Here is a 13,048-nt window from a genome sequence, read left to right as displayed (position 1 = left end):
TCCCCCGTGGCTCCCCGAGGAGCTGCCGACTGCCGCTGATCCGTCTGATCCGTCGTTGATCCAAACCGTCATTCCCGGCCAAGTCTGCCCCAGGGCACGGACACGTCAAGCTCGGTGCCCGTTCCGTGACCGTACGCGAAAGAAGCGTCGCGGAAGCGTTACCGGGGACGTGCGGCCGGTACACAGAATTTGCACGAGAGTGCTGAGTAAAGGTTTCATGGCGCGTCCGTCCCGTGCCGGTCCCGGCACCCGTCTCGGACCGGCGGCTTGCGCGGAGGCTGTAGCGTGGCCGACGGAGACCGTAACAACACCGCGCGCACCGCGGGCAGAAACGACGGCGAGGACTGATGGCACAGCAGCAGCGCGCTCAGGGCCCGTCCGAACCCGAGGCGAGTGGCGGCGGCATGTCGGAGGCGCCGGAGGCCTGGGGTAACGGCGGTTTGGTCGGGGACGGCCGGTACCGGCTGACCCGCAGACTCGGCCGGGGTGGCATGGCCGAGGTGTTCGCGGCCGAGGACGTCCGTCTCGGACGCACCGTCGCTGTCAAGCTGCTCCGGTCCGACCTCGCCGAGGACCCGGTGTCCAAGGCGCGCTTCACACGCGAGGCCCAGTCGGTGGCGGGCCTCAACCACCACGCGATCGTCGCCGTGTACGACTCCGGCGAGGACATCGTCGGCGGCCAGCCGCTCCCCTACATCGTCATGGAGCTGGTCGAGGGCCGCACCATCCGCGACCTGCTGCTGAACGCCGAGGCGCCGGGCCCCGAACAGGCCCTGATCATCGTCTCGGGCGTCCTGGAGGCGCTCGCCTACTCGCACCAGCACGGCATCGTGCACCGCGACATCAAGCCCGCCAACGTCATCATCACGCACAACGGCGCCGTGAAGGTGATGGACTTCGGCATCGCCCGCGCCCTGCACGGCGCGCAGTCCACGATGACGCAGACCGGCATGGTCATGGGCACCCCCCAGTACCTGTCCCCGGAGCAGGCGCTCGGCAAGGCCGTCGACCACCGCTCCGACCTGTACGCCACAGGCTGCCTGCTCTACGAACTCCTCTCGCTGCGCCCGCCGTTCACCGGCGAGACCCCGCTGTCGGTGGTCTACCAGCACGTACAGGACATCCCGACGCCGCCGTCCGAGGCCTCCGACGTCTGCCCGCCGGAGCTGGACGGCATGGTCATGCGCTCCCTCGCCAAGGAGCCCGACGACCGCTTCCAGACGGCCGAGGAGATGCGCGGGCTGGTCCAGTACGCGCTCCAGATGCTCTACGACCAGGGCGGCCACACCGGCACCTGGAACACCGGCCCGGTCGACATGCACGAGGGCAGGCACACCCCGTCGGGCGGCTTCGCCCACACGGCCGTGATGGGCCACCCCGGCGATGTCTCCGGCACCGCTCAGATCCCCTCGCCGATACTTCCCGCCGGCTACGGCGGCGGTGACGACGGCGGCTTCGAGGGCCGCGGCAACAAGGGCAGCGGCCGCGGCAAGCTGTGGATCCTCGCCGTGCTCGCGGTGATCGCCGTGGCGGCGGGTGTCGCCCTGGCGCTGCAGAACACCGGCGGCGACAAGAAGGACCCCGCGGACAACAAGTCGCCGTCCACCTCGCAGACGACCGAGGAGAAGACCCCCAGCGAGACGCCGAGCGACGAGGTCACCGACGACGAGCCGACCGACACGTCGACGGACGACGGTACCGGCACGAGCTCCGGCGGCGGCGGATGGACCCCGTCGTACAGCCCGTCCTACACGCCGTCCCCGAGTACTCCCGAGACGCCGACGGACCAGCCGACCACCGCGGAGCCGACCGGCGAGCCGACCGGCGAGCCGACGGACGAGGAGCCTTCGGACCCGGAGACGCCGCCGGACGACACGGGCGGCACGGACGCGGGCACCACGAGCGGCGTCGTCGGCGGCGCGGAAGGCTGACCCGCACAACGAAAACACACGATTCACGCGCGCGTGGGACCCCGAAACGGGATCCACGCGCGCGTGGCGTTTTCGGCGCGCCGACAAGTTGACTCTTCCCGTGACCTGGGTCACCGGGTTAACGTGCGGTAGCTCCGGCCTCCTGCAAGGCTGTGACCAGGGCCCCTTCCCCGGCTTCCCGATTTACTTGGAAATCCAAGCAAAATCGCAGGTCAGATGGGGTTTCACAGAAATGTGGAGCACTGGGTAACGTGCTTGTTGCAGGGCGCTCGCCGGGGCACCTGTCACGCCTGTTCCGGCCGAGTGGCACCCACCCCGTGCCCGGTGGTCGAGAACAGGTGAGCCGCACTGGCCTACCGGCAACCCCGGGGGCCGGACCGACGGAGGAGCACACGTGACCGTGGAGAGCACTGCCGCGCGCACATCGCGACGCAGCGCCGGAAGCAAGGCCGGCACCACCGGCACCAAGGGCACCACCCGCACGCCTGCGAAGAAGGCGGCCGGCGCCAAGAAGGCCGCCGAGCCCCAGCTCGTGCAGCTGCTGACGCCCGAGGGCAAGCGCGTCAAGAACGCCGAGTACGACAAGTACGTCGCCGGTGTCACCCCGGAAGAGCTCCGCGGCCTGTACCGCGACATGGTGCTCACCCGCCGCTTCGACGCAGAGGCCACCTCCCTGCAGCGCCAGGGCGAGCTGGGCCTGTGGGCCTCGCTGCTCGGCCAGGAGGCCGCCCAGATCGGCTCCGGCCGGGCCACCCGCGAGGACGACTACGTCTTCCCCACCTATCGCGAGCACGGCGTCGCCTGGTGCCGCGGGGTGGACCCGACCAACCTGCTCGGCATGTTCCGGGGCGTGAACAACGGCGGCTGGGACCCGAACAGCAACAACTTCCAGCTCTACACGATCGTCATCGGCTCCCAGACGCTGCACGCCACCGGCTACGCGATGGGCGTGGCCAAGGACGGCGCCGACAGCGCGGTGATCGCCTACTTCGGCGACGGCGCCTCCAGCCAGGGCGACGTGGCCGAGTCGTTCACCTTCTCCGCGGTCTACAACGCCCCGGTCGTGTTCTTCTGCCAGAACAACCAGTGGGCCATCTCCGAGCCGACCGAGAAGCAGTCCCGCGTCCCGATCTACCAGCGCGCGCAGGGCTTCGGCTTCCCGGGCGTACGGGTGGACGGCAACGACGTACTGGCCTGCCTCGCGGTCACCCGCTGGGCCCTGGAGCGGGCCCGCGCCGGCGAGGGTCCGACCCTCGTCGAGGCGTTCACCTACCGCATGGGCGCCCACACCACCTCCGACGACCCGACCCGCTACCGGGGCGACGAGGAGCGCCAGGCCTGGGAGGCCAAGGACCCGATCCTGCGCCTTCGCCGGTTCCTGGAGGCCTCAAACCACGCGGACGAGGGATTCTTCGAGGAACTGGAGACCGAGTCCGAGGCGTTGGGCAAACGAGTGCGCGAGGCGGTCCGTGCCATGCCGGACCCGGACCACTTCGCGATCTTCGAGAACGTCTACGCGGACGGACACGCGCTCGTCGACGAGGAGCGCGCCCAGTTCGCCGCGTACCAGGCGTCGTTCGCGGATGAGGGGGGCAACTGACATGGCCGACAAGATGGCACTCGCCAAGGCGATCAACGAGTCGCTGCGCCACGCCCTGGAGGCCGACCCCAAGGTCCTGATCATGGGCGAGGACGTCGGCAAGCTGGGCGGCGTCTTCCGGGTGACGGACGGACTGCAGAAGGACTTCGGCGAGAGCCGCGTCATCGACACCCCGCTCGCCGAGTCGGGCATCGTCGGCACGGCGATCGGCCTGGCCCTGCGCGGCTACCGCCCGGTGGTGGAGATCCAGTTCGACGGCTTCGTCTTCCCGGCCTACGACCAGATCGTCACTCAGCTCGCGAAGATGCACGCCCGCTCCCTGGGCAAGGTCAAGCTCCCGGTCGTCGTGCGCATCCCCTACGGCGGCGGCATCGGCGCGGTGGAGCACCACTCGGAGTCCCCCGAGGCGCTCTTCGCGCATGTCTCGGGCCTGAAGATCGTCAGCCCGTCCAACTCCTCGGACGCGTACTGGATGATGCAGCAGGCCATCCAGAGCGACGACCCGGTGATCTTCTTCGAGCCCAAGCGCCGCTACTGGGACAAGGGCGAGGTCGCCACGGAGGCGATCCCGGGCCCGCTGCACAAGGCCCAGGTGGTCCGCGAGGGCACCGACCTCACCCTGGCCGCCTACGGCCCGATGGTGAAGCTCTGCCAGGAGGTCGCGGCCGCGGCCGCCGAGGAGGGCAAGAACCTCGAGGTCCTGGACCTGCGCTCGGTCTCGCCGCTCGACTTCGACTCGATCCAGACGTCGGTGGAGAAGACACGGCGCCTGGTCGTCGTGCACGAGGCCCCGGTGTTCTTCGGTTCGGGCGCGGAGATCGCGGCGCGGATCACGGAGCGCTGCTTCTTCCACCTGGAGGCCCCGGTGCTCCGGGTCGGCGGCTACCACGCGCCGTACCCGCCGGCCCGCCTGGAGGAGGAGTACCTGCCGAACCTGGACCGGGTGCTGGATGCCGTCGACCGCTCGCTGGCGTACTGAGGAGAGGGTCGTGACGACGATGACGGAAGCGTCCGTACGCGAGTTCAAGATGCCGGACGTGGGTGAGGGGCTCACCGAGGCCGAGATCCTCAAGTGGTTCGTCCAGCCCGGCGACACGGTCACCGACGGCCAGGTGGTGTGCGAGGTCGAGACGGCGAAGGCGGCCGTCGAGCTGCCCATCCCGTACGACGGTGTGGTCAGGGATCTGCACTTCCCCGAGGGCACCACGGTCGACGTGGGCACATCGATCATCGCGGTCGACGTGAGCGGCGGGGCCGCGCCGGCCGAGCCGCCGGCGGAAGCCCCCCAGGCCACTGAAGAACCGAAGGCGGAGGGCTCGGGACGTCAGCCGGTCCTGGTCGGCTACGGGGTGGCGGCCTCGTCCACCCGCCGTCGCCCCCGCAAGGGCCCGGAGGTCCCGGTCCAGCAGGCCTCGACCGCGATCCAGACGGAGCTGAACGGCCACGGTGCGGCACCCTCGGCAGCCGCCGCCGTCAAGGAACGCCCGCTGGCCAAGCCCCCGGTCCGCAAGCTGGCCAAGGACCTGGGCGTCGATCTGACGACGGTCGTCCCGACCGGCCCGGACGGCATCATCACCCGCGAGGACGTGCACGGGGCGGTGGCCCAGCCGCAGGCCGCGCAGCCGACGGTCCCCGCGGCGCCCGCGCCCGCCGCCCCGGCACCCGCGCCGGCGGTGGTGTCGTACGACACGGCCCGCGAGACCCGTATCCCGGTCAAGGGTGTCCGCAAGGCGACGGCGGCGGCGATGGTCGGCTCGGCGTTCACGGCGCCGCATGTCACGGAGTTCGTGACGGTCGACGTGACGCGCACGATGAAGCTGGTCGAGGAGCTGAAGGAGGACAAGGAGTTCGCGGGCCTGCGCGTGAACCCTCTCCTGCTGATCTCCAAGGCCCTGCTCGTCGCGATCAGGCGCAACCCGGACGTCAACGCGTCCTGGGACGAGGCCGCCCAGGAGATCGTGGTCAAGCACTACGTGAACCTGGGCATCGCGGCCGCGACCCCGCGTGGCCTGATCGTCCCGAACATCAAGGACGCCCACGCCAAGACGCTGCCGCAGCTGGCCGAGTCGCTGGGCGAGCTGGTGTCGACGGCCAGGGACGGCAAGACGTCCCCGTCGGACATGCAGGCCGGCACGGTGACGATCACCAACGTCGGTGTCTTCGGCGTCGACACGGGCACGCCGATCCTCAACCCCGGCGAGTCCGCGATCCTCGCGGTCGGCGCGATCAAGCTCCAGCCGTGGGTCCACAAGGGCAAGGTGAAGCCCCGCCAGGTCACCACCCTGGCCCTCTCCTTCGACCACCGCTTGGTCGACGGCGAACTGGGCTCGAAGGTCCTGGCGGACGTGGCGGCGATCCTGGAGCAGCCGAAGCGTCTGATCACCTGGGCGTGAGCCGAAACGCCGGCGGCCCCCTGCCCTCGGGCGGGGGGCCGCCGGCGTCTCTCCGGAGAGTTGGCCGGCCGTATACCGAAGCGCGTATGAAGCTCCCCAGAGCCCGCCCAAATACCGCACAGTAAGCGGTTTAGCCGGACATACGATCACTCTCCATGCGCAACGCCATGGTGCTCAAGGCCCAGAGATTCGTGAACTCCGTCTACGGCAGCCGTACCGGCACCACCGTGGAGGAGACCGGCGAGGCCGACTGGGCGACCATGTACGCCCTGACCCGTGCGCTGCAGTACGAGCTGGGCATCACGGCGCTGTCCGACAACTTCGGCCCCACGACGCTCTCCACACTGACCGCCAAGTACCCGGTGCTCGACGCGGACACGGTCCCCTCGCCCGACTTCTGCCGCGTCATCCAGGCAGGTCTGTACTGCAAGGGGTACGACGGCGGCGACCTGGACGGCACGTACGGCGCGCGGACCCGGGCAGCGGTCACGAAGCTGAAGACGGACATGGGCGTCGAACAGGCCCTCCCCGGCGCGGCCTTGACGCCCAAGGTGTTCAAGGCGCTGCTGACGATGGACTCGTACGTCCTCGGTGGCTCCGGCACCCGGCAGGTCCGTGATGTGCAGCGGTGGCTCAACGGCCGCTACCTCGGACGGCAGGACTTCTTCGCCGTCGCCTGCGACGGGCGCGTGTCCCGGGACACGGCCAGGGCGCTGGTCCTCGGTGTGCAGTACGAGCTCGGCATGGCGGACGGCACCGCCAACGGCAACTTCGGCCCCGGCACCCAGTCGGCCCTGAGGGCGCACGCCGTGCGCCAGGGCGACCAGGGCGTCTACGTTCAGTTGTTCTCCGCCGGGATGGTCGTCAACCGGCGGCCCGTCGCCCTCACCGACGGCTTCGACTCCTATCTGGCCGCCGCCGTCCGGGCGTTCCAGAACTTCGTCGCGCTCCCTGCCACCGGCGAAGGCGACTTCGCCACCTTCGCCTCCCTGCTGGCGTCCTACGGCGACCAGTCGCGGCAGGGGAAGGCCTGCGACACGATCGCGAAGGTCACCCCGGAGCGCGCGGCGACGCTCAAGGCGGCCGGCATCACGTACGTCGGCCGCTACCTCACCAACCCGAGCGCCACGTCCCTGCCCGAGAAGGCCATCCAGCCGGGCGAGCTCGCCACCATCGCCCGGCACGGCCTGCGCTGCTTCCCGATCTACCAGACCGTCAACAACGACGCCTCGGACTTCGACTACGTCGCCGGGCGGACGGCCGGGTACGCGGCGGTCAACGCCGCCCTGGACCACGGCTTCAGAAAGGGCACGCGGATCTTCTTCGCGGTCGACTTCGACGCGATCGACACCGAGATCACCGCGAACGTCCTGCCTCACTTCAGGGGCATCAAGGAGGCGATGGCGGACTCCGGCCACCCGTACGAGATCGGCGTCTACGGCTCCCGCAACGTCTGTGCGCAGGTCGGGGCGGCCGGCTGCTCGACGGCGAGCTTCGTGGCCGACATGTCCCCGGGCTTCGACGGCAACGCCGGGCGCCCCCTGCCCGGCGACTGGGCCTACGACCAGTTCGTCATCCGCACCCTCGGCTCCGGCGACGGGCAGCTCGAGGTGGACGTCGACATCGCCTCCGGACGGGACACCGGGCAGGGCGCGTTCGACCGGCCGCGGCCCGCCGTCCCGGACGTCGCCTTCGACACCCGCCAGGTGCCCGCCCTGCGGGCCGACCTCTCGCGGTACATGCGGTCGATCGGGCGGCCGGACCTGGGCGGCATCGGGAGCGAGGCGCGGCTCTACACCAACGCCCAGGCCGTCGGCGCGATCCAGGACCAGGACGGGCTGATCACCGAGCTGTCGCACACGTACTCGATGCGCAAGGCGCTGATCCAGACGGTCGTCTACTGGGCCATGCGCGACTACAGCCTCGCCGACCAGGCCACCGACCAGCAGGTCGCCGACCACCACCTCACCGGCTCCGGCTCCGTCAAGGACTCGCCCACCGGCATCGGCGAGATCGGCGCGGGCGACGCGATCCAGGCCTGGAACCACTGCATCGGCTGGGGATACGCCACCGGCGATCACCGCGACCCGGGCAAGGACGCCGACCTCTGGGCGGTGTGGCAACGGCTGAACAAGGACAACGCGTTCAGCGTGCGCACCGCGGCCCTGATCCATCTCTGGGGCACCCGGGGCAGGCCCGGCGGGCAACTGCCGCCCGGCGACCGCGTCACCACCCCGCGGTCCATGCGCCTGGACCTCGCCGAGTTCGAGATCACCGAGCTCCTGCGCCGTTACCGGGCCTGGGACCCCGAGGTCGAGGCCCAGACGCACCGGAGCCTGGCCGTCTACCAGATCTTCGAGAAGTACAACAGCATCGCTCGTCACGCGTGAATCGCCGGAATGAGAGACCGTTGAAGCTCAACCTCCCCCACATCCCCAGCATCACTCGCAGAGGGCCCCGCCCGGGCTCCGCGCACCGCCGCGGTCTGTCCCGTCGTGCCCTGCTCGGCCGTATCGCCGCCGTCGGCGGTGCCGTGGGCGTCGCCGCCCTGCCCGTCTCGCAGTTGCTGTCCCAGGCGTACGCCGACGCGCACAACCCCATTCCGGCCCGCGTACGGGACGCCCTGCGCAGCGCGCAGGACCGGACCCGGCGCGTGCGGGCCGGTGCGCGCTCCCACAACGGCTGGGAGATGGAGAACGTCGCCGACGACGGCGGCACCGTCTACACCCGGCCCGTCCCCGGCACCCCGCTGAAGGGCGTCGCCGTGCGGATGGGCGACGTGGAGACCGTGCTCGTCCACCTGGTGCGCCGGTTCCACTACGAGGTCGACGCGCTGCGCCGGGGCGATGTCGTCGGCTGGCACGACCCGTCCGAGGTCGGCAGAGGCCGGCCGGAGTCCAACCTGGCGTCGGGCACGGCGGTACGGATCCGGCCGGGCTTCCACCCGCGCGGTGCCCGGGGCGGCTTCTTCCCGTGGCAGGAGGTCGTGATCCGCGACATCCTCGCCGAGCTGGACGGCGTCGTCCGCTGGGGCGGCGACGACCGTACGCCCGACGAGTCGCTGTTCTCCGTCGACGTACGGCCCGGCGACGAGAGGCTGGCCCGGGTCGCGGCGCGGATCCGCGGCTGGCAGCTGGAGCCGGGGGCCGGGGCGGGCTCGTCCGTGAACGTGCTGGCCGGTGGCCGGCGGAAGGCGGCCCGGGCGCTGGAGCGCCGTCAGCGGAGCGCCGTTTGACACGACAGGGGGCTCACCGCCATCGGCGGTGAGCCCCCTTCGCTCGATCCCGAACTACTTGGCGAAGCCGTAGTTGAGCAGCTTCGTCGCGTCCGTCTTGCGCGTGGTCAGGTTGGTCGAGGTGAGGACCGTGCCGATGACCGTCTTGCCGTTCCGCGTGGCGGCGAAGACCAGGCAGTACTTGGCCTCCGGGCCGGAGCCGGTCTTCACACCGATGGCGCCGGTGTAGCTCCCGAGCAGCGGGTTGGTGTTCTCCCACGCGGCCATGGTCCGCGTGCCGCCGGACTTCGTGGTCGTCTTCGCCGTGTACTTCTTCGTCTTGACGACCGTGCGGAACGTGGCGTTCTTCATGGCGTTGCTGGCGATCTTCGTCAGGTCGCGCGGCGTGGAGTAGTTGTTGCCCTTGCCGATGCCGTCGAACGAGTCGAAGTGGGTGTTCTTCAGACCCAGGTTCTTGGCCGTGGTGTTCATCTTGCCGATGAACGACTTCACGCGCGCCGCCCGCGTCGAGCCCGAGCCGAACTTGTCGGCGAGCGCGTACGCCGCGTCGCAGCCGGACGGCAGCATCAGCCCGTACAGCAGCTGGCGGACGGTGACCTTGTCGCCGACGATCAGCTTGGCGTTCGACGCCCAGTTGTTGTCGACGATGTAGTCGCTGTACGCCTTCTGGACCGTGACCTTGCTGTCCAGGTTGAGGTTCGACTGCTTCAGCACCACCAGGGCCGTCATGATCTTGGTGGTCGAGCCGGTGGAGCGACGCGTGTCGGCAGCCTTGGTGTAGAGCGACTTGCCGGTCGCGTTGTTCATCACATAGCCGCCCTTGGCGGCGATGGTGGGCGCCGTGGCGGCCTGCGCCGGCGCAACGGTGAGGGCTCCGGTCGCGAGCATGGCGCCGGTGGTGACGGCGACGGCCGCGGCTCTACGGAGACGGGTGCCCTTAATGCCGGTTATCAAGTGAAGTACCCCGATTGCTTTGAATGCCCCAGGCGTGCGGCCGAATTGAGGACGAGGGGAAGGGGAGCCGCACGTGTCTGACTTGTAACTAGCACAGTTGGTTGTGCCGTTGCCGAGGGGGACCCGCCCTTTGCCACAGACGTGTGACATTGGAGGCCGCGTGAGTCCGCATCCTGGACGGATACATCCATGCGTACCTGATGTATCTATGCTGTCGGCATGACCCTGGCCGTGAAGCACCCTCCCGCCGCCGACCGTGTGTACACCCACGTCAAGCAGGGCGTCCTGGAGCGCCGCTACGAGGGCGGGACCCTGCTCACCGAGGGCGAACTCGCCGAGGCCGTCGGCGTCTCCCGCACGCCGGTGCGCGAGGCGCTGCTCCGGCTGGAGGTCGAAGGGCTGATCAGGCTCTACCCGAAGAAGGGCGCCCTCGTGCTGCCCGTCTCCGCGCAGGAGATCGCCGACGTCGTGGAGACCCGGCTGCTCGTCGAGGAGCACGCGGCGCGCAAGGCCGTGCCCGCGCCCCCCGGGCTCATCGAGCGCCTCGAAGCGCTCCTCGCCCGGCAGAAGGAGCAGGCCGCCGCCGGAGACCTGGCCGCGGCCGCCGTCACCGACCGCTGCTTCCACGCCGAGATCGTCCGCAGCGGCGGCAACGAGATCCTCTCCCGCCTCTACGACCAGCTGCGCGACCGCCAGCTGCGCATGGGCGTCGCCGTCCTGCACTCCCACCCCGACCGGATCGCCAAGACCCTCACCGAACACGAGGAGATCCTTCAAGCGCTGCGCTCCGGGGACGCCGAGGCGGCCGTCGGGCTCGTCCACCGGCACGTCGGCTGGTTCTCGCACCTGGCCCGGGGGGAGGTCCGATGAGTGCCGGCATACTGCCGGGCGATCCACCGGGCGGCCGCCGGGCCCTGGCCGTCTGGGGCACGGGCGTCTCGGTCTACTTCGTCGCGGTCATCTTCCGCACGTCCCTGGGCGTGGCCGGCCTCGACGCCGCCGACCGCTTCCACGTCAACGCCTCGGCCCTGTCCACCTTCTCCATCCTCCAGCTGCTGGTCTACGCCGGCATGCAGATACCCGTCGGCCTGCTCGTCGACCGGCTCGGCACCAAGAAGGTGCTGGCGCTCGGCGCGGTGCTGTTCACCGCCGGGCAGCTCGGCTTCGCGTTCTCCCCGTCGTACGGCATGGCTCTCGCCTCCCGGGCGCTGCTCGGCTGCGGCGACGCACTGACCTTCATCAGCGTGCTGCGGCTGGGCACCCGGTGGTTCCCGGCCCGGCGCGGGCCGCTCGTCGCCCAGTTCGCGGGCCTGGTGGGCATGGCGGGCAACCTCGTCTCCACGCTCGTCCTGGCCCGGCTGCTGCACGGCATCGGCTGGACCGCGGCCTTCGCGGGCAGCGCGGTCGCCGGAGCCGTGGTGTTCGTGCTGGTGCTGCTGTTCCTGAAGGACCACCCGGAGGGCCACGAGCCGGATCCGCTCCCGCACCAGGGCGCGGCCTACGTACGACGCCAGATCGCCGCCTCCTGGCGGGAGCCGGGGACACGGCTCGGGATGTGGGTGCACTTCACCACCCAGTTCCCGGCGATGGTCTTCCTGCTGCTGTGGGGCCTGCCGTTCCTGGTCCAGGCACAGGGGCTGTCCCGCGCCACCGCCGGTGAACTCCTCACGCTCGTCGTGCTGTCGAACATGGGTGTCGGCATGGTCTACGGCCAGATCGTCGCCCGGCACCACGAGGCGCGGCTGCCCATCGCGCTCGGCACGGTCGGCACGACGGCGGCCCTGTGGGCGGCGACGCTGGCCTACCCCGGCGAGCACGCCCCGATGTGGCTGCTGATCGTGCTGTGCACGGTCCTCGGGGCGTGCGGGCCCGCGTCGATGATCGGCTTCGACTTCGCCCGCCCGGCGAACCCGCCCGAGCGGCAGGGCACGGCCTCCGGCATCACCAACATGGGCGGCTTCGTGGCCTCCATGACCACGCTGTTCGCCGTCGGTGTCCTGCTGGACGCCACCGGCGACGACTACACCGTGGCTTTCTCGGCGGTGTTCGTGCTCCAGGCCCTCGGGGTCACCCAGATCCTGCGCCTGCGCAAGCGTGCCATCCGGCGCGAGCGGGAACGCCTGGTGGCGAGCCGGGTCGAGACGGTGCACGTCCCGGCATGACGTGGGTCAGGCGGCCGGTACGAGGGTGAGATAGGCCAGTCCCAGGACGCCGCGGTACGTCAGCCACCGGGCACGGTGCCGGTCCGCGCGCTCCCTGGTCTCGGCCGCGAGCGGGTGCCCGGGGTGCCCGGCGAGCCACACCTCGACGTCCGCGAGATACGCCGACTCGAACTCCTCCCACTCGTCGAGGCTCGCGGTCTCCGTCCACTCCGGCCTGAACCCGGCCTCGATCGCCAGGTCCACGAGGGTCGCGAGGCCGTGGTGGTCGGTGACGGAGGCGTCCGGCCACATCCCGGACAGTTCGGCCTCGGTCGGGGTGCGCTGCCAGAACCCTTCGCCGAGCAGGACACGACCGCCGTCGGCGACGAGCCGGCGGAGTTCCTTCAGGGCCTCGGGGAGCCGGTCGCCGAGGGCTTGGCTCGCGCCCAGGCACAGGACGAGGTCGGCGGGGTCGAGGGGGGTCTCGGTGGCGGACCCCTCGACGAGACGGACCCGGTCGGCCAGGCCGCGTGCCGTGGCGGACCGGCGGCCCCGGGCCAGGGCTTCCGTGTCGATGTCTATGCCGGTGCCGGTGGCTTCGGGGGCGGTGGTCAGGATGCGGAGCATGAGTTCGGCCCAGCCGCAGCCGATGTCGAGGACGGTGGTGGGGGTGTTGGCGGCCAGGCGTGTGACGAGTCGGTCGGCCCGTGTTTCGGACAGCGGGCCGTGGAAGGTGAGTCGGGTGTGGCGGGGTGGCGTGGTGGTCATGGGCGGGACGCTACGGGGGGTGGCGG

Annotated in this window: 10 protein-coding genes; 8 read left to right on the top strand and 2 right to left on the bottom strand. The window is 70.6% G+C overall.

Annotated elements, in window-relative coordinates; genetic code table 11:
- The first annotated feature begins 347 nt into the window (after positions 1 to 347).
- The 6 genes from ACFT32_RS22600 to ACFT32_RS22575 all read left to right on the top strand — a co-directional run bounded on the left by ACFT32_RS22600 (position 348) and on the right by ACFT32_RS22575 (position 9,159).
- Positions 348 to 1,931: a protein kinase gene (locus ACFT32_RS22600; protein WP_382492006.1), complete on the top strand. Its 1,584-nt coding sequence runs from the start codon at positions 348 to 350 to the stop codon at positions 1,929 to 1,931.
- Positions 1,932 to 2,325: 394 nt separating this feature from the next.
- Positions 2,326 to 3,531, top strand: a complete 1,206-nt coding sequence (gene pdhA / locus ACFT32_RS22595; protein ID WP_382492003.1) for a pyruvate dehydrogenase (acetyl-transferring) E1 component subunit alpha — start codon at positions 2,326 to 2,328, stop codon at positions 3,529 to 3,531.
- Position 3,532: 1 nt separating this feature from the next.
- On the top strand, positions 3,533 to 4,510 hold the full coding sequence (locus ACFT32_RS22590; RefSeq protein ID WP_382492001.1) for an alpha-ketoacid dehydrogenase subunit beta: 978 nt from the start codon (positions 3,533 to 3,535) through the stop codon (positions 4,508 to 4,510).
- Positions 4,511 to 4,520: 10 nt separating this feature from the next.
- Entirely contained in the window at positions 4,521 to 5,924 is a 1,404-nt protein-coding gene (locus tag ACFT32_RS22585; RefSeq protein WP_382491998.1) for a dihydrolipoamide acetyltransferase family protein, read from the top strand.
- Between the two features lie 155 nt (positions 5,925 to 6,079).
- Positions 6,080 to 8,314 (top strand): glycoside hydrolase domain-containing protein, encoded by a 2,235-nt coding sequence (locus ACFT32_RS22580; protein ID WP_382491995.1) that lies wholly within the window; start codon positions 6,080 to 6,082, stop codon positions 8,312 to 8,314.
- Between the two features lie 50 nt (positions 8,315 to 8,364).
- Positions 8,365 to 9,159 carry a hypothetical protein gene (locus ACFT32_RS22575; RefSeq protein WP_382492735.1) on the top strand — a complete coding sequence of 265 codons (795 nt, stop codon included), beginning with the start codon at positions 8,365 to 8,367 and terminating at the stop codon, positions 9,157 to 9,159.
- A gap of 54 nt (positions 9,160 to 9,213) precedes the next feature.
- Here ACFT32_RS22575 and ACFT32_RS22570 read toward each other — a convergent pair whose 3' ends face one another.
- On the bottom strand, positions 9,214 to 10,113 hold the full coding sequence (locus ACFT32_RS22570) for a D-alanyl-D-alanine carboxypeptidase family protein (RefSeq protein WP_382491992.1): 900 nt from the start codon (positions 10,111 to 10,113) through the stop codon (positions 9,214 to 9,216).
- 219 nt (positions 10,114 to 10,332) lie between these two features.
- Between ACFT32_RS22570 and ACFT32_RS22565 the strand changes: the two genes are divergently transcribed.
- Entirely contained in the window at positions 10,333 to 10,983 is a 651-nt protein-coding gene (locus ACFT32_RS22565; protein ID WP_382491990.1) for a GntR family transcriptional regulator, read from the top strand.
- On the top strand, positions 10,980 to 12,275 hold the full coding sequence (locus ACFT32_RS22560) for a nitrate/nitrite transporter (protein WP_382491987.1): 1,296 nt from the start codon (positions 10,980 to 10,982) through the stop codon (positions 12,273 to 12,275). The genes ACFT32_RS22565 and ACFT32_RS22560 overlap by 4 nt, the downstream gene beginning before the upstream one ends.
- A 6-nt stretch (positions 12,276 to 12,281) precedes the next feature.
- Here the strand turns inward: ACFT32_RS22560 and ACFT32_RS22555 are convergent, their stop codons facing one another.
- Complete coding sequence (locus ACFT32_RS22555; RefSeq protein ID WP_382491976.1) at positions 12,282 to 13,022, bottom strand: SAM-dependent methyltransferase; 741 nt, start codon at positions 13,020 to 13,022, stop codon at positions 12,282 to 12,284.
- Positions 13,023 to 13,048 lie beyond the last annotated feature (26 nt).

This window comes from Streptomyces sp. NPDC057002 (genome assembly GCF_042673825.1).
GTDB lineage: Bacteria > Actinomycetota > Actinomycetes > Streptomycetales > Streptomycetaceae > Streptomyces.
Note: the sequence above shows the minus strand (reverse complement) of the source record. Positions and strands in the feature narration are given on the sequence as shown.

Coding starts and splice junctions, on each gene's coding strand:
- ACFT32_RS22600 (WP_382492006.1), top strand. CDS start 348: ATGGCACAGCAGCAGCGCGCTCAGGGCCCGTCCGAACCCGAGGCGAGT.
- ACFT32_RS22590 (WP_382492001.1), top strand. CDS start 3,533: ATGGCCGACAAGATGGCACTCGCCAAGGCGATCAACGAGTCGCTGCGC.
- ACFT32_RS22580 (WP_382491995.1), top strand. CDS start 6,080: ATGCGCAACGCCATGGTGCTCAAGGCCCAGAGATTCGTGAACTCCGTC.
- ACFT32_RS22565 (WP_382491990.1), top strand. CDS start 10,333: ATGACCCTGGCCGTGAAGCACCCTCCCGCCGCCGACCGTGTGTACACC.
- ACFT32_RS22560 (WP_382491987.1), top strand. CDS start 10,980: ATGAGTGCCGGCATACTGCCGGGCGATCCACCGGGCGGCCGCCGGGCC.
- ACFT32_RS22555 (WP_382491976.1), bottom strand. CDS start 13,022: ATGACCACCACGCCACCCCGCCACACCCGACTCACCTTCCACGGCCCG.